This window comes from Gaoshiqia sp. US2, assembly GCF_059705485.1.
Map to the genome: position 1 here is coordinate 783,614 of NZ_AP048550.1, position 23,091 is coordinate 806,704.

Genomic DNA, 23,091 nt, shown 5'->3' on the forward strand with positions numbered 1-23,091 from the left:
TCCGCGAATTTTAAAGCAGTCTCTTACTCTCAAAGCAGATGATTACCGATCAGCTCCAACACAGTATATTTTCTGTTTTCCAAGCGATAATTTAAAACAGTTTCAATAATTTTTTTTACCCCGCCTGCATACGAGTCGTGCCCCAGGACCTTGGTTTCGATGGTCACTTCATCAGTCGCGTCTTTCACAACAATTTTGTGGTAAGCGTGTTTGTCCAGGTACGCTTCGGGAATACCAATTTTAGTTTGCTGAATTTCAGGTTCTCTGACCGATACGATTTGACTGGTCGGAAAATGCAGTGCATCAGCAAAGGCATAGGCTGTTCCGGCTGCTGTTTTTTTAGTTGATTGGTGCGATTCGGTGATAGAAATTTCATAGTGCTCAAAGTAACCGCCACTTGCTTTCAGCATCTGTAGTGTTTTTAACACCAGCATGGAGGTGTTTGGACAAATAATCAACGGGAAATCAGCTTCCATCTTTTCGGTTTCCAAACCGGTTGAAAGCTCAATCAGTACCGACTTTGTTCTTGAACAGAACTCAAAACACTCCGGTAATTGCCGCCCCGAACCGGCATGAACGATAATCGCCTTTTCAGTCGAAGTTTGATCGAACGATTCCCATTTTAAAAGGTCACCCGATGGAACGGATAAGCCGGAATTCATAATGGCCCGGGCTAACTTTCCCGAACCTGCAAGATAGATTTTCATGTTTTCAGCTGGTATCATAATGAATTTCTGCTGTTGGTTGAAACCGCCCCGTACCAAGGCTCGAACTACCGATTCCCGTCAGCGGGAGCGCTGATTTCAGAGTGGGGTTCAACCGTAAAGGAGAAACAGGCAATTTCTGAAAGTGAAATTAGAATAAAGAAAATCAACGAAGTCATCCAGAGTCTTTTGTTTTTCTTTACAATTCCAATGAACAATGTAATCAGCAAAGCAATTGGCAGACTGAGCAAAATAATTACGATCAGGTTCATGATTTCTTAAATTTCAGGTATGGATTCTAAAAGTACAGAAAATTTGCATGATTCAACTTACACCCATGTTGTATCTTCGTAACTGTTAGGAAATATCCGGCTCCTGTCCGATGGAGGTATTGTCTTAACGGATTATGAAACAGTTTAAAAGGCGATTAAATAAACTTCGAATAAAAACCGGCCTTACATTGTCGTTCATTTAACCCTTAAAGATTACCCGATAGGCATCAAAATGGACAAAGAATTGCATATCATCCCGGGATCTCCGAATTAAACTGCGGGATTTATCCGTAGTTTTGGGGATATTATTTTGAACGGTTTTCTTAGTTAGGCAAAAATACAAATAAATGAAAGCAGGCACGGCATCTATCCGCGAAAATTTGAAAGGTCTGTACCCCGAACCGGAAATTGAGGGCTTTATCCGACTGATTTTTTCATCGCTGCGAAACTATAGTTCCACTGATTTGCTGCTGAAACAGGACGAGTTGCTAAGCGCGGATGAACAACATCGGTTGGCCGAAATCGTTACCCGGCTGAAACAGTACGAACCGGTTCAGTACATCTTAGGCGAAACCGAATTTTACGGCTTGCCGTTCCGGGTAACGCCTGACGTGTTAATTCCCCGCCCCGAAACGGAAGAGCTGGTCGACTGGATCGTGAAAGAAAGGGTAGCCGCCAGTCCGGTGATTCTGGACGTCGGAACCGGAAGTGGCTGTATCCCCGTCAGCCTGAAAAAGCATTTTCCTGCGGCAACGGTTTGGGCGTGCGATATTTCTGAAAAGGCGCTGACTGTAGCAGAAAAAAATGCCCGACAAAACCAGGTTGCCGTTACCTTTATTCATATGGATATTTTAAACCCGGTGGTCCCGTCCACGATGCCTTCGCCGGATATTCTGGTCAGCAACCCGCCCTATGTCACCCGGAAAGAAATACAGCTGATGCAGCCAAATGTTTTTGATTACGAACCACACACCGCGCTTTTTGTTCCGGATGATGACCCGCTGAAATTTTATTCAGCCTTGGCTCAGTTTGGGAAAAAATACCTAAAGAAAGGGGGCCGCATCTATTGGGAAATTAACGAGGCCTTTGGGCGCGAATGTGTTTCATTGCTTCAAACCAATGGTTTCGAAAACGTTCGGCTAAAAAAAGACCTGAACGGCAAAGACCGGATGGTTGCTGCTGAGCTGAATAATACCTTCCCGGAAGGTTAATTTATGTTGATCCGGCAGATTTTAGCGCTAACATGAATTGGCCAACCAAGCCAGTTTCCTATATTTGTTAAAGCATAAACCAATTCTGAACAAGCAGTCGGAGATTCCGCGATACCGGAAACCGACCGAAATGTTGTAAATTTGACCGGATGAAGAAATTCTTAAAAACAATCATCATATTCTTTAATTTGCTTGCTGTTTTTGCCTTGCTGGTTGTTTATGCGTCGGTTTATATCAGCCCCGCCCGGTTTTGGATGCCGGCTCTGGTTAGTTTAGCCTATCCGTACATTTTATTTGTCAACATCGTTTTTATTCTTTTTTGGTTGTTGGGATCGAGCAAAAAGACAATTCTTTCGCTTGTTGTCATTTTACTGGGCTACAATCATCTGCAAAACTATTTTCAACTGCTGCCGCGTGAAACCGGCGAAGCAGGAATCGAATTTTGCAGTTACAATGTCAAACAGTTCGAAGGACTGGATCAGCAAAGTTCGCGAAAAGATATCTCCGGAAAAATTTTTGATTTCCTGGAAACAAAAAACGCCGATATTATTTGTATCCAGGAAATGAGCCACCTGGGGAGTAAAAACCTGAAAAGCTTTAAAGAAAAAATGGAGCGCACGGGACTTCCCCGTTACATCCATGCCGACCGCTCAGGCGGGCCGGTAACTTTTTCTGTTTTCCCGATTATCAATAAGGGCGAGATTCATTTCGAGGGGACCGGGAATATGTTCATTTTTACCGATATCGTCACCGGCGACGATACCCTGCGTATTTTCAACTGCCACTTGCAGAGTTACCGGTTTACGCCCCAGGACATCAGTCATTTAGACTCTATCTCTTTTGAACGTCAGGAAAAGAACATGAAGGAAGTCCGGTTGTTTGGTTCGAAGCTGAAACAGGCTTTTATTAAACGGGCCAACCAGGTTGAACAGTTACGCGGACAGATCGATCAGTCTCCTTACCCCGTTATTGTTTGCGGCGATTTCAATGATACGCCGGTTTCGTACACCTATCAAAAAGTGAAAGGTAATTTAAAAGATGCCTTTGTACAGTCGGGTTCAGGCATTGGCAATACCTACATCGGACGTTTACCATCATTTCGCATCGACTATATCCTGCACAGCGATGTGTATAAAGCCTATAATTTCACGATCGACGAGGTGGAGTATTCCGATCATTACCCGATCAGTTGCCGTTTGGTGCGGAAGAAAGATGAAAAAGCGGATTAAAACAAGCGTTTTCGTTTCAACAGGAAGCTCATCAGTACCTGCTTAAAGTCCTGGTTAATATCCGCCTCAACCAAATCAATCCGGTATTGGCCGCATTTCACTTTCAGGTCGTCAAAATATTGGCGGACAGCTTTCCGGTAACCCTCCTTTAATTCATTCGGCCGGAAACGCAGGTGCTGGCCGGTTTCCAGGTCCACAAACCGGTAAGGCCGGTTCAAAAAATCAAATTCGCGTTCCTGCTTATGGTCGGTCACATGGAAGAGAATCACCTCGTGCTTGTTGTACCGCAGGTGTTGAAGCGCCGAAAACAATTCCTCATCCTTTCCCTCGTCCATCATATCGCTGAAAATAATGATCAGCGAACGTTTATGCACCTGTTCGGCAATTTGGTGCAGCACACCGATGGTATTCGTTGTTTTTCGCAGCTCGTCCTTGTTAGCCGCGAGTAGGCCCGCCAACTTACCGTACAGCAGTTCGGCATGTACCGACGACAAACGGTTTTCCGAATGAAATTCAATCTGATCTGAAAACAGGGTGAGGCCAACGGCATCGCGTTGTTTGCGCATCAGGTAAATCAGGGCCGCGGCAGCGTAAACCGAAAAAGCCAGCTTGTTAAACAGGTGGTTTTTGCCTTTCTCATACGGAAACAACATCGACGATGAGTTGTCGATCACGAGCTGGCAGCGCAGGTTGGTTTCTTCTTCGTATTGCTTGATATACAACCGGTCCGACCGGGCAAAAAGCTTCCAGTCGATGTGTTTGGTCGATTCTCCCTGGTTGTATTGGCGGTGTTCGGCAAACTCAACCGAAAAGCCGTGAAAGGGGCTGCGGTGCAGGCCGGTAATAAATCCTTCCACCACCTCGCGGGCAACCAACTCCAGGTTGTCGAACTGTTGGAATTGATGGATGTCGAACAGGTTATTCACTTAACTAAGTAATAGCTAAAAAAGAGGGCACAACCGGAATCCTGCCCTCTTTTTCAATTTGAAACAAAATTTATAAGATGGCTTCGACCTTGGCTGCCAAAGCCGCTTTTGGCGAAGCGCCCACATGTTTGTCAACAATTTCGCCACCTTTAAAAAACAGGATGGTCGGGATGTTGCGGATGCCAAATTTCACAGCGGTATCGGGGTTGCTGTCGACATCGAGTTTGGTAACCAGCAGTTTTCCTTCGTAGTCGTGCGATAATTCTTCAACAACCGGGGCTACCATGCGGCACGGGCCGCACCATTCCGCCCAAAAGTCAACCAGTACCGGTTTATCCGATTTTAGGACAAGCTCCTCGAAGTTTGCATCTGTAGCTTCTATTGCCATAATTTCAATATTTTTTGGGTTATTATTCAAAAGAGTTTTACAAAACTAATTAATTTTAAATGTCAAATTTTCATGGTTCCGAATAAAACGTTCCATCTCGTGATTCATTTCGATCCGGGTGTTTCTTGAAAACAGATTGACAACCGTTTTTGTTTCCGGGTCCCACAGATTAAACTTTAACAGGGTGGATCCTTTATTTTTTTTGCTCACGTTTTCAATTTCGCGGATCAGCTCCGGCGTTACCGACTGAATGGTCATTTGCAGGGTCACACTTTTAATCTGATTTTTCCGGACTTCTTCAAGCATTTCCATGAAACGTACTTTGAACTCAAGCTGACCGGGACGGAAACTTTCCTGAACCTGCCCCTTTACCAGGAGGAAAAGATTGGGTTTGCAGAATTTTGAAAACTCGATATAATCTTTCCCGAAAAAGGCAATCTGGAAAGAGTCGCTGTAATCGGTCAAGGTCATTTTGCAATAAGGTTTCCCATTTTTCGACATGGCTTCGAAGGCGTCTGTGACCATCCCGGCAAAGGTAATTTCTTTGCCTCTCAACAGTTCGATGTGGCTGTTCAGGTCTTTCAGCGCGTACTCCTTGCTGGTAAAATGATCGATCTCCAGTTTGTATTCATCCAGTGGGTGCGACGACAGATAAATTCCGATCAGCGCTTTTTCTTTTTCAAGCAGAATAATTTTTGCCCATTCCGGCACATTGGGGATATCGGGTTTTTTGATCGCCTGCGCGCTCATCACTTCCCCAAACAGGGACTGCTGGGAGGTGTTATTGTCGTGTTGGATTTGGTGCCCGTATTTGATCAGTTTTTCGATAAAGCTCACATCGTTGGGATCGCTTCCTGCAAAAAACTGGCTGCGTTTGTAGCCGAAACTATCGAATGCCCCGGCCATAGCCAGCGCCTCAATGTTCTTTTTATTGACCGATTGCAGATTTACCCGTTCCACAAAGCTGAACACGTCAGCGAACAGGCCCTCTTTGCGGGCCGAAATAATATCGCCCACCGCGCCTGCCCCAACGCCTTTGACGGCTGCCATCCCGAAACGTACATCGCCCTTTTTGTTTACGGTAAATTTCAGGAAACTTTCGTTGACGTCGGGCCCCAGCACGTTAATGCCCATCCGCTGCGATTCTTCCATCAACTTGGTAATCTCCGTAATGTTGGTCATGTTCCGGCTCATGTTGGCCGCCATAAACTCGGCCGGAAAATGGGCCTTCAGGTAACCGGTTTGGTAGGCAATGTAGGCGTAACAAACCGAGTGTGATTTATTAAAAGCGTAACTGGCAAAAGCTTCCCAGTCTTTCCAGATTTTATCGATCAGCGGTTCGGGATCTTTATTCACCTCCTTGCAACCGTCCATAAACCGTGGGTTAGCTTTACATCCTTCCACAAACTTTACCTTCAGTTTGTCCATCATCGCCTTGATCTTTTTTCCCATCGCTTTACGCAGCGAATCGGAGTCGCCGCGGGTAAAGTTCCCCAGGTGGCGCGACAAAAGCATCACCTGTTCCTGGAATACCGTGATCCCGTAGGTGTCGCTCAGGTATTTTTCCATCATGGGGTGATCGTATTCCACCTTTTTACGCCCGTGTTTCCGGTCGATGTAATCGGGGATGTATTCCATCGGCCCCGGACGGTAGAGGGCATTCATAGCCACCAGGTCTTCAAAGCGGTTTGGCTTCAGGTTGCGCAGGTGTTTTTTCATTCCCGGCGATTCGAACTGGAAGATGGCGGTGGTGTCGCCGCGGCTGAACAGCTCGAAGGTTTTTTCGTCGTCCATTGGAATCCGGTCGATATCGATTTCAATTCCTTTGGAGAGGCGGACATTATCCAGCGTTTCTTTGATGATGGAGAGCGTTTTCAGGCCCAGGAAGTCCATCTTCAGCAAGCCGATTGCCTCAACAAAACGTCCGTCGTATTGGGTGGTATAAAGCGACTCGTCTTTCGTGGGCATAATCGGGATGTGGTCCGAAAGCGGGTCGCGGCTGATCAGGATCCCGCAGGCGTGTACTCCGGTTTGGCGCACGGAGCCTTCCAGCGTTTGGGCAAATTTGAGGGTGCTGGCCACGAGGGGGTTGTCCGAATTTTTCTCTCTCAGCAGCTCCGGGCTTTCCTTAAACGCTTTTTCGAAACTCATTTTAGGCGCTTCGGGCACCAGCTTGGCCAGCCGGTCGGCCTCGGGAAGCGGCAGTTTCAGCACGCGCGCCACATCGCGGATCGCCAGTTTGGTGGCCATGGTGCCGAAGGTGCAAATATGGGCTACCTTGTCCTGCCCGTACTTCGCGGTCACCCAGTCGAGGACCATCTGACGTCCGTCGTCATCAAAATCGATATCAACATCGGGCATGGAAATACGGTCGGGGTTCAGGAAACGTTCGAACAGCAGGTCGTATTTAATCGGGTCGATGTTGGTGATGCCCACGCAGTACGAAACCGCGGCTCCGGCGGCCGATCCGCGTCCCGGTCCCACCAGGACGCCCATTTCGCGGGCGGCATTAATAAAGTCCTGCACGATGAGAAAGTACCCCGGGAAACCCATCGTTTTTATGGTATCCAGCTCAAAATCGATCCGTTCGAGCACATCGGCCGGAATCGGGTCGCCATAACGTTCTTTTGCCCCGATGTAAGTCAGGTGTTGCAGGTAGTCAGCTTCCAGCTTCACACGCAGCACTTTGTCGTATCCGCCCAGCCGTTTAAACGAGTCGTCGCCAAACTCCCGGTGCAGGCTTTCTTCCGAATACCGTTGAAAATAGTCTGCCTCGGTCCCAAACTCTTCGGGAATGGGAAACGGAGGCATAATCGGGTCTGAATTCAGTTCAAACTGCTCCACCTTATCAACAATCTCCGCGGTATTAGCCAAAGCCTCAGGAACGTCGGCGAACAATTCGTTCATTTCCCGGGTGGTTTTAAACCACTCCTGTTTGGTGTAACGCATCCGGTTCGGATCGTCAACATCTTTTCCTGTATTCAGGCAGATCAACAGGTCGTGGGCATCGGCATCCTCAGCATTGATGAAGTGGACATCGTTGGTGGCGATCACCTTTACCTGATGTTTTTGCGCCAGTTCCAGGATCACTTTATTCACCAGCACCTGGTTGTTGTAAACCTGCTCGTTGAGCTCGGGCATGTCTGATTTGTGCCGTTGCAGTTCGAGGTAATAGTCGTCGCCAAACACGCTTTTAAACCAGTTGATGGCTTCCTCTGCTTCGGCGATGGACGATTTCATAATCATCTGGGCGATTTCGCCGCCTAAACAGGCTGACGAAACAATCAAGCCTTCGCTGTGTTTTTTCAGCAGGTTTTTGTCGATGCGGGGTTTATAGTAGAAGCCATCGGTGTTGGCCGCCGAAATCAGTTTGATCAGGTTCACATAGCCGGTCCGGTTTTTAGCCAGGAGGATGAGGTGATCGCCCGAGCGGTCAACTTTGTCATTTTTATCGTGAATCGACCGGGTGGCTACATAGGTTTCGCAGCCTAAAACCGGTTTGATCCCTTCGCGTTTGCAGGTGTCCCAAAATTCTTTGACGCCAAACATCATCCCATGATCGGTAAGCGCCAGGGCAGTCATTCCGTCTGCTTTTGCTTTACCAACCAGCCCTTTTATACTGGCGGCTCCATCCAGAATTGAATATTGCGAGTGTACGTGTAAATGTGTAAATGGGATCATTTTCATCTGTTTAATTCAATCATCAACTTATCCGGCAGCAGCATGGGCTGCAAGCATAAAATTACGGTTTTCAATCAGCCTGTGAAACCCATGTTGATAAAACATGAAAAAAGATCTGCCCGCCCGGTTCCTGATCGCGGAAAATAAAAGGGGCGGCCCTGTTATTACAAGACCACCCCGGTTATTTTCATTGAAAATGAGCTTTTTTAACTAGCGCTAAAAGTAATTCGTCATTATTCCAACAACTTAATAAAATAGCCTCCAACAACCGACCTGGCCTGAAAGCCCACCTGAGTGGCGTTGGTTGTTTCGTACCAGTCGCTCATCGGAACGCGTGAAGGGGTTTCGGTCACAAACTTATGCAGCGGATCGATCAGTTTCTGGAAGGTTTCCAGGTCGTCAGCCAGTGTTGCTGTCCATACAATCCAGTCGGATTTGGTATAGGTTCTCCGGTTATCCAGGGGCAGGCCGTAAGCATTCTGCCGGCTCAGGTACCAGGCAATTTCGGTTTGAGCAACTTCGGCGGGGAAGATATTCAACCCCAGCAGTTTGTCCCAAACCAGGTTGTACTTTTGGCTCCAGGTTCCGGGCTGGTCAAAGGTCAGGCGGTAATGATTTCCGTCGCCGGCCATCTTCACCCATTCGGCGGCCATCCGTTTGGCTTCCGAACCATATTTTTCAGCAACCTCATCCTTACCCAGCATTTTTGCCAGCTTGCCATATCCGGCAATGCCCATAATGGCCTTGACCGACAGGTTGGTGTTATGCGCAAAATGTCCGGCAAAGTCGTCGGTACAAAGCTGATTATCCGGGTCCAGCCCGTTCTCGAGCAGGTAATCTGCCCAGACTGTGAGTATATCCCAGTGTTTTTCGGCATACCGGGCATGGCCTTCCCGGGTAGCGATGGCTGTGGTCAGGATCAGCATATTCCCCGATTCTTCCACCGGCATGTCGCCGCCGTAAGTCTGCCCATTGGCCAGGGGATAGGTACCCACGTCGTGTGCCGCAAAAGGCTTGTTCCATTTGCCGCTTTCCGAATAATAAAAGATCGGGTTCATCATGCCTTTCAGCAATTCCAGGTTGTATTTCAGGTATAGCGGGGCCGACGGATAGGTGATATCAACCGTTCCGATGGACCCGTTGCTGAAGTTCTCTTTTGAAAGGAAAAGAATGTTTCCGTCCGGATCTTTCACCAGCTTGTGGGCGGCAATCGACTGGCGGAAGGCCAGCACGCACAGGTCGGCATAGTTTTTTCCGCCGGCTGCAAGGGTTTCGTTCCACAGTTGGTTGTCAAATTCGGCACAACGTTCCATAATCAGGCTGTGTTCGACCGACGCGGCCTTCAGGGCATCGCTGATGGTAACTGCTCCTTCTTTGGCCCACCAGGCCTTCAGGTTTTCGCCGAAATACTGGATCGATTCAATATCGTCGTAAGCCAGCATCACGTAATGACGGGCCGGTTTGTCCGAAACCTTACCCAGGTTTTCGACACAGGCCATCGCCGGCATTTGTTTGCTCGGCCTGACTGTCATGCTCTCCTGACCCGTCACGTTTCCGTTGCGGACAAAAGCGTCCTTGGTTTCAAAATAGTCGCCAATGGCCAGGTTTGTTTGCTCTCCCCCGTTTGAAGCCAGGTAAACATAGCCCCAGTCAATGCGAATGTTGTCTCCTTTCTTTTTCAGGATGGGTTGTTCGGTGGTTCCTGCTTTCACATAAGCAATCCCGCCGGTTTCACCGCCGGTCACTTCTACTTCCTGGCTGGGTTCGTTCACTGCCCATTCGGGAGTAATTTCAAAATAGATTTGCACGTCGTGTTCCTTCCCGTCGGTTGAAACCACTTCGTAGTTGATGTAATTCACCGGGCGCGAAAGCAGATCCAGGTCGCCGGGCAGCAAAGGCGAAACAAACTGAAGTTTCAGGTCGACCGCACCACAGCTAAACCCGTAATGGGTTTGGGTTGCCGACATGGAAACCGTATTCTGTGTGGCAGTTTGTGCAAAAATATTTTTTTGCTCGCTTTCCTGGAAAAGCCCAAAGTCAACGTATCCTCCGCCCGTGCGGTTGTGGCAATGGGCGGCAATCACGTTCTTTTTGCCCGGCAACAGTAAGTTCCGGTCGATTTTCAGCACCACCTGGTTATGCCATTCATAGGCAGTTTTAACAAGCTGTTCGCCGTTCAGGTATAGTTCAAAGATATCGTCGTGCGAGTAAATGAGGTAAATATCTTCGGGGCTCAGCGTTTCAGGGATAACAAATTCCCGGCGCACCCAGATGTCTTTAGTTTGCCAGACTGTGCCCAGTGAGGGCATTTCAGGCGTTCCAAAAGCGCCTTTCGCCGATTTCCAGGATGTGTCATTAAAGTCTTTTTTCTCCCAGCCTTTCCGGGGAGCCTCCAGGCTGTAACGGCCATCCCAGGGTTCTTCGTTGGCCATGGCAACAATTGATTTCCAAGGCGTATCGATCGCCCCCATGAACCGGTAAACCTGCCCGTCGACCCGGAGGGCGCCAATCAACGAATGGGTCTTCCCGGTCCAGTGTTTCACGGGTTGATCATACAACTGATCAGCCATTGACCAGGCGCTGGTGTACGGATCGATGGTTACCAGCGGATATGCCGGAGCGCGAAGCCCGGTTGTCACAGGCTCCTTTTCTGCCAGATCTCTCTGGGCACAGGAAGCGCCGACAATTCCCGCCAGCAGAAGTGTAAACACGAAAAAACGTTTTCTCTTCATCTCTATCTTTATTTGTTCATTATTGATTTATTCATACTTTCTGATCTTTTTTCATGACAAGTCTGTTTTTGGTAAGTTTTGGTCAATGAAAGAGGGGGATACCTTTCAGTACCTCCCTCTCTCGCTTCAGTACAAGTTTTTACCACTCAATGGCCTGATCTTCGTCAGGTATCTCAGTATTAATTTTACGTTCGAGAATCAGTGAACCACGCACCGTGTACGAGATGTTCACATTGGGCACCGAAGTGTAATCCGTAAAACTGTAATCGATGTTTGTGATGGTCACGTAGCGATGCAACAAATACGGACGTGTGGCATCCATCGTTTCTTCCACGGTAAATAAGGGCGTTCCGTAAACCTCAAACTTCATGTCTGGATTATCCGACACTAACGTAACTTTTCTGGTCTGCTCATCGAAGCTCGCGTAAATCTTGTAATTTTCGCGGTCTGTCCGGTTTTCGTCTATCGTACCGGCGTAGAAAAACACTGTATTTTCATCAACCACATAAACATCAACCTCACTTTTCACAATGGCCGGGTCTCCCTCATAACCCCGAAAGAAAGTTTTTAACGCTGTTCCGCTATAAGTACCGGAATAGTCATTGAAAGGCATGATCTGAAGCAAAGCTTTCTTATAGTGTTTTCTCGGATGAACAACGTAATTGTACGACGGGTCGTCGACCACTGTCAGAGGCAGCAGCCATTTGTCAACCAAGTCGATGTTGTTCAATGAGAAGTTTATATCCAACAGCGAAGTGTTCTCTCCTGCCACAATTTCCACGGTTTCAGGCATCGAAAAATACTCGCTGGTCAGTTCCTTATAATAAAGCTCGGTACGGCTTTGGAACTGCTCCATGTTCAAGGCATCCAAAGTATCACGATCTACTGCCACATGAACGGTCATATTTTGATCATTTGTTGTTGATCCGCTTACGACGACCGGAAGCCGGTAAATTGAAACGCCATCTTCCCTGTAGCGGACATAAATTCGCGTAACGCCCTGCTCGTTTAACGGAGCTTTAAACGACACGAAACGCTCATACTGTTCTTTCGTCCATTCATCTTCGCAGGAACTAAACAGGAGTAGTCCAGCCAGCAAGGATAACAGTATATTATATTTCTTTTTCATATACATCTATCGTTTTAAAGATTAGTCATTATAAGTCCAGCCCGGGTTCTGTGTCAGGCGCTTATTCCGCTTCAACTCATTGTGGCTGATTGGCCAGAACCACATTTTACGTGAGAAGGTTGATTGCAGCGCCCACTCCGCTACCGGCCTGTGGAATAAATCCCGCTGGTCGCGGGTCATAATTACATTGCAGCCATAAATAGGCAGCGACTCTTCCACCGGAGCATCTTTCCAACGGCGTAGGTCGTAATAGCGTTGCCCTTCCCCCATCAACTCGATTTGGCGTTCGCGCTTTACCGTTTTGCGGAACTCATCCTGGCTGTCATACACATCGGATGAATAGTCGGGTACACCCCCACGAATTCGGACTGGCCGAATGCCCCGTTTCATTTCGCTGATATCACGACTAATGGTGTAAGTTGTGCTGCCATCCCACGAAGGAATATTGTACGAACCGGTCAACTCATTCAAAGCTTCGGCATACATCAACAGAATATCGGCATAGCGGATGGCCGGTTCAAGCTTGGGAACAATGCGGTCGATAATGCCATCACGATAGGTATCCCGTGGGTGAACAAACTTCATGACACCAATACCTGTGCGAAGCCAAAACATGGTATTCGTATATCCGTTCCCATCTCCCCGGTAGTAAAACACTTGTTTCTCCTTGTTCCAACTGTCCGGTTCATTTTCCAGGTGCCAAAAGCTACCATTGTAAGCAACAGAAGCGTAAAAGCGAGGTTCACGATCGGCGTATTGTAAGGATACATCCTTTTTCAAAGGTTTGTACAAGCCATTATCCACATCGTCCTGTGTTACATATCCGGTTAAACGATCGCTGCCATCGCCGCGTCCGATTTCCTTGTCTTTACCCGGAGCATCTGTTCCGTTGTTCATGTAATAAGCGTCAACTTGCTTTTGTGTCAGCCCGTGCGTATTCCAGCCGTTTGCAATACGGGGCAATTGGTGTGCCACCATGTCCTGTCCTTTTTCTCCGCCGTTGTTTCCCCGAGTGAAGATTAATTCCGGGTTTTCCGCGCCAGCATTACCATTGAATACGGATCGGTAAGATTCAAATGGGTCAATGTTCTTCCATCCTTCCGGCCAGTTTTTTTCCGAAAACTCTGCATCGTAAGGGGGAACAATTGTGGCCGGATACGAAGAGTTACCCGTATTACGGAAACTTGCCGTGTACAAATCATATACCCCTAGTTCCATTACGTCCCGGGCGGCAGCGGCAGCCTTAGCCCATTTCTTTTCGTCATAGGTAGAAGATAACAGTTGTTTCCCTTCATCATCTACCAGTTCACGAGCGTAGTCATCTGTATTTCCGTTCATGAGCGGACTGGCGGCATACAAAAGCACTTTTGCGCGGGTAGCCAGGGCTGCTCCGCGGGTAGGACGCGCTACCGACAAGCGATCGCGACTTTGTTGCAGATCTTTGGCGGCAAGCAACATCTCATTACTGATGTACTCGGCGCAATCCTCATAGGTATTACGGGGAGTAGCCATCTCATTGTAGCTGGCAGTATAATCAATCCCGTCTTCCGGCAGCAAAGGAATCGGACCGTATTTGCGTAAAAGGAGCCAATAATAATAGGCTCTAACAAAGCGGGCCTGAGCTTTATAGTCTGCTATTTCCGCCAGGGTCATCTCCTCATTGATGTCAATGTTCTGAATGAACGTTGTCGCATTGCGGATACCCCTGTAGCATTGCAGCCAAGTACCTTGCTTCTCATTCTCGGAGTACATACCGGTGTGAAACTCATTGTATGACAATGCCGAGGCGTTAGTAATGTCGTAATCAGCATCGCGGTCACCATAATACATGTCGTCGGCAAAGCAATGCGGCGTATAGCCTTTACTGGCAACATCAGCATTCTCATTTCTCAAATCAGAATAGGCATGGGCCAACCATTCTTCTGAATATTGTTTACTCGAGAATACCTTCTCCAAGCTCATGCGATCTTTAAAATACTGGTCGGACTCCAGATAATCTGAACAAGAAGAAAAAAATCCTGCTCCCAAAGTCGTGACTAATAGAAGATATAATGTCTTCATCGTATTTCGTTTCATTTGATAAGATTTTACAGGTTAATGTTTAGTCCCAGCGTGATTGATTTTGCCAATGGATACTCTTCACCCCGGGAACTCGCCATTTCAGGATCCCACAGTTTGAATTTGGACCAAGTCAACAGGTTTGTGCCAAGCACAAAAAAGCGGATATTGTTGCAATGGAATTTGTTGACTAGTTTCTTTGGAAGCGTATAGCCCACATCTACCGTTTTCAGGCGCAGGTAGGCTCCGTTACGCAACCAGAAAGTCGATTCGCGATAATTGTTCCCGTTTCCGCCAAAGCTCAAGCGTGGGTATGAGGCGTTGGGATTTTCGGTTGACGGATCGCCTGAAATATCGGCAGAAATCCATCGATTGGGCCCCATCAAGTCTTTCAACACGGTTCCCCATTCGCCTTCGCTGAACGCGTATACAGTTTTACCATAGGTGAAAAAAGTGGATTTACCAGCTCCCTGAAAATGAACATTCACGTCAAACCCTTTCCATCTGGCCGATGCGCCGGCGCCGTAAATCAGGTTTGGCCGACGGGTTGCGCCGATTGCTACGCGGTCGCCGTCGTTGATCACACCATCGCCATTAACATCCTTATATTTGATATCTCCCGGCTGATAGGGCCCGAAGTGTTGCTCCGGACTATTCCGGATGTCATCATAATCTTCAAATAATCCCAGAGCTACTAAACCACGGGCCTGGTCGACCCGGTAACCTCTTTCCATTTGGTAAGGATAAACATTGTTTTCCTCGTCACGCTCCAAGATCTCGTTTTTACTATAGGTGAAGTTACCCCGCACCGTCATATCGACTGCGCCGACTTTTTGCTTGTACGCCACGCGACCATCAAAACCTTCCGACTTTACGGCTCCCACGTTGGCTCTGGGCGCACTTTCCAAACCCACCATCTGTGGCAGGAAGTTACGTGCCATATAGATTCCTTCACGTTTTTCATCAAAATAATCCACATTGGCGTTCACGCGGTCATCAAACAACGACAGGTCTAAACCCAGGTCGCTTTTGGTCGCCACTTCCCAGGTTACGTAAGGTGAAGCCACCTGAGTAAATCTCATTCCAGTATAATTTCTGTTGAAAGAATAGTGGGCCCATTCGTAACCTGCGCCCCCACCCTCAATGTTATAAAGGTATGGGAATCTTTCGTCGCCCATATTGTCATTACCTACCTTACCGTGAGAGTAACGAATTTTGAACATGTTCATCCACTTGAAATTATCCTTGGCAAAATTTTCTTCGGCCACGTTCCAGGCAAATGAGTAGGCCGGGAAAAATCCAAACTGGTGTCCTCTGGCAAAGTTTTCCGAACCGGTGTAACCAAAGTTGAAATCGGCAAAATAGCGAAGGCTCCAGCTATAGGCAGCGCGTCCCGCGATCCCCTGGTTACGCTTGGCAACCCCGTTTTTCAGATCACCTCCCAGGTTTTGAGTGCGGACAAATGAGTCTTGCGTATACTTGACCGTTCCGCTAAAGTGATGTTCTTTCAAGCCACGATCGTAGTTGAACATCAGATCCAAGAATTCGCGGCGGTCGCCTGATGAACCACTTTCCTGAAACATCTCGCGAGGGTCAGAGATATGGGTAAACACCAGGTTTCCTTCCGAATCGCGCGCCCGTTCGGCTCTCCACTGCTCCGGCCATTTCCTTCGGTTTATATGGTTGAAGTTATTCGTATCATAACCAAAACGCCCGGTAAAACGAAGGCCTTTGGTAATAAAATCAAAATCTTGCTCCAACGAAACATTGGTCTGAATCCGGTTCTCCCAGTCTTCATTGAACCCGGTTTGTGTAGCAGCCACCCAAGGGTTTGTGCGGTTACCGGTACCAACCGCAGGCACATAGCCATTGGAATAGGTGATAGGGGTCCGAATCGGGGAATACCCGAAAAGCTCACCCCAAACTTCACCATCCCCTAACCCCGGGCTGTTCCGTTTTGCCAATGATCCGGAAACCCCAACCTTCAGCAAGGTTGTTTTCGTGATATCGATGTCAGTATTTAAGCGATAATTCCAGCGTTTGTAATTCGCATTGGTATCGTAGTCGTCCACCAGGGACTTGTCGGTATTGTACATGCCCTGTTCTTCCACATAACTGGCAGATACATAATAACGCGCTGTCGATCCGCCGCCGTTGATATTCAGGTTGGCACGGTAGCTCATAGCGCCGTCTTTTAGCAACAAATCTTTCCAATCCACATTGGGGTACAGGTCGGGATCCAGGCCTAAGCGAAGGATTTCGAGTTCTTCAGGCTGATAAATCGGCGCTTGGTTGCGGGTAATACGTGATTCATTCAACAAATTGGCATAGGTAATCCCGTCAACAAACTCCGGCGTAATGGTGCGGGTATTATACGAAGTTTCAACCTTGACATCGATATTGATTTTACCAGCTTTACCCCTCTTGGTCGTGATAAGTACAACACCGTTAGCTCCTTTCGAACCGTAAATAGCTGTTGCCGAAGCATCTTTCAATACGGTAAACGATTCAATATCTTCAATATTCAGCTCATTCAAATCGCGCTCAAACCCATCAACTAAAACATAAGCTCCCGAACTGGCCCCAAATGTTGAGATACCGCGGATCCAGAATTCAGAAACGTTTTTTCCAGGCTGCCCCGAAGTGGCCATGGCCATAATCCCAGGCACATTACCTGCCAGAGCATTCGTAATACTGGAAGATGATGTGGATTTCAGGTCCTTCATGTCAATCGTAGTGATGGCACCGGTCACGCTAATTTTCTTTTGAACACCGGCACCGGTCACAACAATCTCGTCCAACACGCTATCTTCGGATTCATCCATCGCAATATTTACCACGCGCTGCTCTTTGATCAACACGTTAACTTTTTCGAAGCCGATATAGGAAAAGGTCAATTCTTTATAAACAGGCATCTTAATCTTGTATTTTCCGTTACCGTCGGTAATCGTACCCATACCGGGAACATCAATTACATAGACACTTACACCTGGCAGTGGTTCTTTATTAGCATCGGTTACGACACCTGTTACTTCAATGGTCTCCTGTGCAAATACGCCAATAGAGAAACCGAGAAACAACATACTTAATATTAAATATTTAGTCATAAAATCAGTGTGTTTATTTTTTGGTTTATTCATCCTCCAAGGCAATTTTGCGGATACGACGATTCTGATGATCCATTACGTAAAACGCCTTTTCTGCCTCATTGTATGCTAAGCCTGTTGGTTGGTCAAAACGGGCTTCCTGACGCAAATCCCCATTAACATAGCCCCATGGATCGGGGTTAATGCTGGAACTTCCGCGGCCGGCAAATGTGGTCACCTTACCCTGCGGAGTTAAAATACGGATATCGTGATTGTGCTGTTCTGTAAAATAGAAGTCGTATTCATCACCTTCACCGGCATATTCAGGATTTTTCACAAACACACCCTGATAGGGATTCCTTAGCCGGGCTTTTGATCCCACACCATCTTCCCAACCGGCCACCCGGGGTTCACCACAAACCAAATAAGGCTGACTGAATCGTTGCTCGTTCCAGTTGTAGTCGGTACGTAAAATATAGTGCTGGTTCACCACAACGATATACGCATAGTTTCCCGATGGATGGATCTGAACATTAAATTCCCATCCATTATCCTGAACCAGGAACAAAGTTTCATAATCCTTCGGACCGATACCCGCATCTCCAATTACCGGTTTCGAATTCATCACATCGAAACGATAAAACTCTCCCTTTTCATAGCCATTGAAATACATTTCGCCATTCACCGGGTGTACCGAGGCTCCGTTTGCCGCTCTGGATTGCGTCAAAATCTGGGGATCTTTGAATCCATTGGTCCTGGACATAATTGAGGTACTGATTCCGTTCGGATCCCACTGGTCATGAGAAACAATCATATGCTCGCCATCCTGAGTAAACTCGACACTCCGTATCCGCCACCAGTTTCCCGCTGAAGATGTCAGGTGTTGGGTTACTGTACTGTCCTCAAAATTAATCCGGTAAATTCCCGGGCCGTGATCATACGACACATAGAGGTGTTTCGGATTTTTGGGGTCGAACTTCATAAAAGAAGGCTCCCTGAATCCGGCAACTATATCGAATTTGCCGTCTTTCCATCCTTGGTCGTCCCGTTCATTCTTATACCCGCACAAAGTGCTTACCACCATTTTACGCTGATAATCGAATGCATTTGCGCCAATGGCCAAAGGCTCGGTCCCGTTTCCCATATAAATTTCAATATTACCGGCATAAGCTTTTTCGGGTACAATACAGTACAGGCTTTCGCCGTTCACACCAATCACTTTGGCCTCTTTGCCCCCGATAAAAACGCGGATAAGCTCAGGATCGTTCCCGAAGTTTTTGCCGTAAATCACCAATCGCTGCCCTACACCGCCTGTTTTAGGGATGAAGTCAGAAATCAGCACCGGTTGGGAAGGGTCGTAAGGTTCTGCCCCCGTGCTTTCCTCGTCGTCCTTGCAACTCCCCAGGAAAAGGGCGGCCAGCGCCATCGTCATCCACCAGATGCGTAGATACTTACTTTTCATACTCGTTTTAATTCTCATATTCGTATAGGTTTAAAATGTATAATGTTGTCATTCCAATCCATTTACATAAACCGAATGACAAATGGTTACAGTGGAGTTTATCCAACATGAACACCAAGCCAAAAATAGGACCTGAAAAAAAAGGGAACCTGAAATATCTGGTCAAAAAAAGATAATAGCTGTGCAATCTGGCCTGAACAACCATGAGGATTGGACAAAAAAATTAACTTTGATCGTTCTTAATATCAGCAACAATGAATTTAACTTTCGTTTTCAACAGTCGTTTTCGGCGCCCGGCAAACTGTCAAACTTCGGCTGGCCTTTACTACCGTTTTACCGACACGTTCGGATCTGTTGCCGCTTACCTGCTGATTTTGGTTTTGCTCCTGGCCTGCAACAGCAAAAAGCCGGCTCAGCAAGCCGAAACAAAGACGCCGGCCCAAACCTATACCAATCCCTTACTCCCAACCGGGGCACGTCCGTGGGCCACCTGGTATAAAAATCATTACTACTACTTTCAGGATGCCGACAACCGGATCGTTTTATGGAAAACCCCGGATATCACCGATCTGAAAAATGCTCCGAAAAAAGAGGTGTGGATTCCCCGGGATAAAAAAAATGCCTCCCACATTTGGGCCCCCGAAATGTACCGGATCGACAATAAATGGTACATCTATTTTGCCGCAGACGACGGCAATACCGACAATCACCAGATTTATGTCATCGAAAATAGTTCGGACGATCCGTTCGAAGGAGAGTTTACGATGAAAGGGCGTATCAAAACAGATAACGACAATAGCTGGGGAATTCATGCCAGCCTGTTTCAGCATAAAAACGAATGGTACATGATCTGGTCAGGCTGGCAAACCCGGCGGGTAGAAGCCGAAACGCAATGTATTTATATTGCCCGGATGGAAAACCCCTGGACACTGGAATCGGAAAGAATCCTGATTTCGAAACCCGAACACGAGTGGGAACGCCAGTGGATCAACCCGGATGGCAGCAAAACGGGCTATCCCATCTATGTTAATGAAGATCCTCAGTGTTTTTATACCAAAGACAAGAGCCGGATCCTGATTTATTATTCGGCCAGTGGAACATGGACTCCTTATTACGCCGTGGGTCTGTTATATGCCGATGCCAACGCCGATCTGCTCGATCCGGCCTCCTGGCAAAAATCAGATGCGCCTGTTTTTATTCAAAACCCGGATAACCAGGTTTTTGCCACAGGAGCTCCTTGTTTTATCCCGTCACCTGACGGAACCGAGACTTACTTTCTTTACCAGGCCCGTCCAACCGAAAAAGAACCGTATGGCTCCCTGCCTTCCCGGGATACCGATACCCGGTCGCCCCGGCTGCAGAAGCTGGAGTGGGATGATCAGGGGTTTCCGGTGTTCGGGGAAGCGCTGTCGGAAATTGAAAAACTTGCCAAGCCATCCGGCCTGTAATACAAATCAACACAAAACCTGAGGTAAGTAGATACGCATGAAGCGCCTGATTTATTTGATTAGCCTGATGAGCATACTGGGATGCGAAAAATCCGAACCATCGGCCATTATAAAGAACAATCTCCGCCCGCCGGCTTACCCTTTGGTTACCATTGATCCGTATACCAGCGCCTGGTCGATGACCGATCAGTTATACGATGAACCTGTCAGGCACTGGACCGGAAAAGAATTTCCCCTAACCGGCGCCATCCGCGTCGATGGACAGGTTTATCGCTTTATGGGTGTGGAAGAACCGCCGATGAAAACAATTGCGCCCATATCGACCCACAAAGCCTGGTCGGGGAAATACCTGGTCGACTATCCCGGGGATGGCTGGGAAAATGCGGAGTTCGACGATTCCAACTGGCTGGAAGGCGAGGCCTCGTTCGGCACTCCGAACGAAGATAATGTCAACACGCCCTGGCAAACCCCCGGAATCTGGATTCGCAGGCATCTTGAAATCAGGCAAGATCTGGCCGGCAAAAAAGTTTTTCTGAAATATTCGCACGACGACACCTTTGAGTTGTACATCAACGGAATAAAGCTTGTTCAAACTGGCTATGAATGGCGCAAAAACGTCCTTTTGCTCCTGCCCGATACGGTTGTCCAAACATTGAAACCAGGAGAATCAGTCATTGCAGCACATTGCATTAACAATGCCGGGGGCGCCCTGGTCGATTTCGGCCTTTATGCTGAAGACGAAACCGGCGCTTACCTCTCTCAAACCGCCGTGCAGCAATCGTCCGACGTTCAGGCCACGCAAACACATTACACCTTCGAGTGCGGCAGAGTGGAATTGAAACTTTCGTTTCTGTCACCCTTGCTGTTGGATCGGTTGGATTTGATCTCGAGGCCTGTCAATTACATTTATTATAACGTGCGTTCGCTCGACGGAAAAGAACACGATGTTCAAATCTATTTTGACGCCGCTCCAAATTGGGCGCTGAATATTCCTTCACAGGAACACAAGGGTGAAGGGTATGAAAAAGACGGGCTTTTCTTCCTGAAAACCGGCAGCCTAAAACAAAAAATACTGGGAAAACGAGGCGATGATATCCGGATCGACTGGGGATATTTTTTTCTATGCAGCGAAAAGAAAAACAGCACCTACGCGACCGGAAATCCGTATCAGATGCGCAGTGAATTCGTCCGGAGCGGCAGCCTGCCGGGAGATGCAGCTCCGAGGGAAGATGCAAACCTGGCCATCGCGCAAACATTGGGTAACACAAAATCGGCCTCGGGAAAGATCATGATCGGGTATGACGACCTTTATTCAATCCATTATTTTGGAGAGCCTCTCCGGCCGTACTGGAATAAGCAGGGCGACCGGACAATTGAACAGGTTTTTGCCGAAGCGAACCAGGACTTTGATGATTTGCGCGATCGTTGTACCCGCTTCGATTACCGGCTGATGACCGAAGCCTGGGATGCCGGAGGGAAAAAGTATGCCGAGCTGTGTGCCCTGGCCTATCGTCAGGCCATCTCGGCGCACAAGTTAGTGGAATCGCCCGAAGGAGAGCTTCTTTTCTTATCAAAAGAAAATGCCAGTAACGGTTTGATGGCCACGGTTGATGTCACTTACCCCTCGGCGCCTTTGTTCTTGCTATACAATCCGGAACTGGCGAAAGGGCTGTTGAACCCGATCTTTTATTACAGCGAGAGCGGTAAATGGAAAAGGCCCTTCCCGGCACACGATATCGGCACCTATCCCTGGGCCACCGATCAGAACTACGGAGGCGATATGCCGGTAGAAGAATCGGGGAATATGCTGATCCTGACCACGGCTATTGCCGCTCTGGAAGGCCATGCCCGGTATGCCGAAAAACACTGGGATATACTCACCGTTTGGGCCGACTACCTGCTCGAGAACGGGCTGGACCCGGATAATCAGCTTTGTACCGACGACTTTGCCGGACATTTTGCGCATAACACCAACCTGTCGGTCAAAGCCATTATGGGCGTTGCCTGCTACGGGAAACTGGCCAGGATGCTAAGTAAGGATGAGGCCGCTGAAAAATACACCTCCGAAGCCAAACGGATGGCCGGCGAATGGGTGAAAATGGCCGACGATGGCGACCATTACCGCCTGACCTTTGACCAGCCTGGTACCTGGAGCCAAAAGTACAACCTGGTTTGGGACAAACTACTGAAACTTGACATCTTCCCCGCCGACGTAGCCCCAAAAGAAATGGCTTATTACCTCACCAAACAGAATACCTATGGCTTGCCGCTCGATAACCGGAAGAATTATACCAAAGCCGACTGGATCATCTGGACCGCCACCTTAAGCAACGATCAGGAGACTTTTCAAAAATTGATCGATCCGCTGCACCAATTTATGGATGAAACGACCGACCGGGTCCCGATGAGCGACTGGTACCACACCGACAGCAAAAGGGCTGCCGGGTTCAAAGCCCGCTCCGTCGTCGGCGGGTATTACATCAGGCTGCTGGAAGCGAAACTGCGGTAACTCTTAAGTTCAGGAGCTCTTATTTAACGTATTTGAAAGAATGGGTTTATTTTCAGTTTCCCGATATATACGTTCACTTCAGAATGGAATCTGCGTCCAAGTCCGGGGTGCCGTTCACAAAAGAAATGTTCCCTCTACGGACGAAAAAAGGGTGGGGTTTTTTACCCAAAATGATGCGGTTCCATTCCGTCCGAAAAGATTTTGTGTGCTTTGTTCAACGAATTTTTGCGAACGGTGTTCCTCTTGCATGCTTTAC

The 23,091-nt window shown here is 47.9% G+C and carries 13 protein-coding genes; 4 read left to right on the forward strand and 9 right to left on the reverse strand.

Features of this window, described 5'->3' with window-relative positions; translation table 11 throughout:
- Nucleotides 1–29: 29 nt before the first annotated feature.
- On the reverse strand, nucleotides 30–707 hold the full coding sequence (locus AC6H3C_RS03095; protein WP_497519177.1) for a dihydrodipicolinate reductase C-terminal domain-containing protein: 678 nt from the start codon (nucleotides 705–707) through the stop codon (nucleotides 30–32).
- A gap of 616 nt (nucleotides 708–1,323) precedes the next feature.
- Between AC6H3C_RS03095 and prmC the strand changes: the two genes are divergently transcribed.
- Complete coding sequence (gene prmC / locus AC6H3C_RS03100) at nucleotides 1,324–2,187, forward strand: peptide chain release factor N(5)-glutamine methyltransferase (RefSeq protein WP_497519178.1); 864 nt, start codon at nucleotides 1,324–1,326, stop codon at nucleotides 2,185–2,187.
- Nucleotides 2,188–2,336: 149 nt separating this feature from the next.
- A complete protein-coding gene (locus tag AC6H3C_RS03105) occupies nucleotides 2,337–3,416 on the forward strand; it encodes an endonuclease/exonuclease/phosphatase family protein (protein WP_497519179.1) in 1,080 nt (359 codons plus the stop codon).
- On the opposite strand, the gene AC6H3C_RS03110 is transcribed toward AC6H3C_RS03105, so the two are convergent.
- The 8 genes from AC6H3C_RS03110 to AC6H3C_RS03145 all read right to left on the reverse strand — a co-directional run bounded on the left by AC6H3C_RS03110 (nucleotide 3,413) and on the right by AC6H3C_RS03145 (nucleotide 18,896).
- Nucleotides 3,413–4,342 (reverse strand): DUF58 domain-containing protein, encoded by a 930-nt coding sequence (locus AC6H3C_RS03110; protein ID WP_497519180.1) that lies wholly within the window; start codon nucleotides 4,340–4,342, stop codon nucleotides 3,413–3,415. The two genes, AC6H3C_RS03105 and AC6H3C_RS03110, sit on opposite strands and share 4 nt — an antisense overlap.
- 70 nt (nucleotides 4,343–4,412) lie before the next feature.
- Nucleotides 4,413–4,730 (reverse strand): thioredoxin, encoded by a 318-nt coding sequence (gene trxA / locus AC6H3C_RS03115; RefSeq protein ID WP_497519181.1) that lies wholly within the window; start codon nucleotides 4,728–4,730, stop codon nucleotides 4,413–4,415.
- Nucleotides 4,731–4,775: 45 nt separating this feature from the next.
- Nucleotides 4,776–8,411 (reverse strand): DNA polymerase III subunit alpha, encoded by a 3,636-nt coding sequence (gene dnaE / locus AC6H3C_RS03120; protein WP_497519182.1) that lies wholly within the window; start codon nucleotides 8,409–8,411, stop codon nucleotides 4,776–4,778.
- 233 nt (nucleotides 8,412–8,644) lie between these two features.
- Entirely contained in the window at nucleotides 8,645–11,143 is a 2,499-nt protein-coding gene (locus AC6H3C_RS03125; protein ID WP_497519183.1) for a glutaminase family protein, read from the reverse strand.
- 139 nt (nucleotides 11,144–11,282) lie between these two features.
- Nucleotides 11,283–12,272: a DUF4973 domain-containing protein gene (locus AC6H3C_RS03130; RefSeq protein ID WP_497519184.1), complete on the reverse strand. Its 990-nt coding sequence runs from the start codon at nucleotides 12,270–12,272 to the stop codon at nucleotides 11,283–11,285.
- Nucleotides 12,273–12,293: 21 nt separating this feature from the next.
- Complete coding sequence (locus AC6H3C_RS03135) at nucleotides 12,294–14,333, reverse strand: RagB/SusD family nutrient uptake outer membrane protein (RefSeq protein WP_497519185.1); 2,040 nt, start codon at nucleotides 14,331–14,333, stop codon at nucleotides 12,294–12,296.
- A gap of 26 nt (nucleotides 14,334–14,359) precedes the next feature.
- On the reverse strand, nucleotides 14,360–17,437 hold the full coding sequence (locus tag AC6H3C_RS03140) for a SusC/RagA family TonB-linked outer membrane protein (protein ID WP_497519186.1): 3,078 nt from the start codon (nucleotides 17,435–17,437) through the stop codon (nucleotides 14,360–14,362).
- A gap of 25 nt (nucleotides 17,438–17,462) precedes the next feature.
- Nucleotides 17,463–18,896 carry an IPT/TIG domain-containing protein gene (locus AC6H3C_RS03145; RefSeq protein WP_497519187.1) on the reverse strand — a complete coding sequence of 478 codons (1,434 nt, stop codon included), beginning with the start codon at nucleotides 18,894–18,896 and terminating at the stop codon, nucleotides 17,463–17,465.
- 236 nt (nucleotides 18,897–19,132) lie between these two features.
- Between AC6H3C_RS03145 and AC6H3C_RS03150 the strand changes: the two genes are divergently transcribed.
- A complete protein-coding gene (locus AC6H3C_RS03150; protein ID WP_497519188.1) occupies nucleotides 19,133–20,326 on the forward strand; it encodes a glycoside hydrolase family 43 protein in 1,194 nt (397 codons plus the stop codon).
- 37 nt (nucleotides 20,327–20,363) lie between these two features.
- Nucleotides 20,364–22,835, forward strand: coding sequence for a glutaminase family protein (locus AC6H3C_RS03155; protein WP_497519189.1), 2,472 nt, complete (start codon nucleotides 20,364–20,366; stop codon nucleotides 22,833–22,835).
- Nucleotides 22,836–23,091 lie beyond the last annotated feature (256 nt).

Excerpts from the sequence above, each read along its gene's own strand:
- AC6H3C_RS03145 (WP_497519187.1), bottom strand. The coding sequence starts at position 18,896 with ATGAGAATTAAAACGAGTATGAAAAGTAAGTATCTACGCATCTGGTGG.
- AC6H3C_RS03125 (WP_497519183.1), bottom strand. The coding sequence starts at position 11,143 with ATGAAGAGAAAACGTTTTTTCGTGTTTACACTTCTGCTGGCGGGAATT.
- AC6H3C_RS03095 (WP_497519177.1), bottom strand. The coding sequence starts at position 707 with ATGAAAATCTATCTTGCAGGTTCGGGAAAGTTAGCCCGGGCCATTATG.
- AC6H3C_RS03140 (WP_497519186.1), bottom strand. The coding sequence starts at position 17,437 with ATGACTAAATATTTAATATTAAGTATGTTGTTTCTCGGTTTCTCTATT.
- AC6H3C_RS03155 (WP_497519189.1), top strand. The coding sequence starts at position 20,364 with ATGAAGCGCCTGATTTATTTGATTAGCCTGATGAGCATACTGGGATGC.
- trxA (WP_497519181.1), bottom strand. The coding sequence starts at position 4,730 with ATGGCAATAGAAGCTACAGATGCAAACTTCGAGGAGCTTGTCCTAAAA.
- AC6H3C_RS03105 (WP_497519179.1), top strand. The coding sequence starts at position 2,337 with ATGAAGAAATTCTTAAAAACAATCATCATATTCTTTAATTTGCTTGCT.
- prmC (WP_497519178.1), top strand. The coding sequence starts at position 1,324 with ATGAAAGCAGGCACGGCATCTATCCGCGAAAATTTGAAAGGTCTGTAC.
- dnaE (WP_497519182.1), bottom strand. The coding sequence starts at position 8,411 with ATGATCCCATTTACACATTTACACGTACACTCGCAATATTCAATTCTG.
- AC6H3C_RS03150 (WP_497519188.1), top strand. The coding sequence starts at position 19,133 with ATGAATTTAACTTTCGTTTTCAACAGTCGTTTTCGGCGCCCGGCAAAC.
- AC6H3C_RS03130 (WP_497519184.1), bottom strand. The coding sequence starts at position 12,272 with ATGAAAAAGAAATATAATATACTGTTATCCTTGCTGGCTGGACTACTC.
- AC6H3C_RS03135 (WP_497519185.1), bottom strand. The coding sequence starts at position 14,333 with ATGAAGACATTATATCTTCTATTAGTCACGACTTTGGGAGCAGGATTT.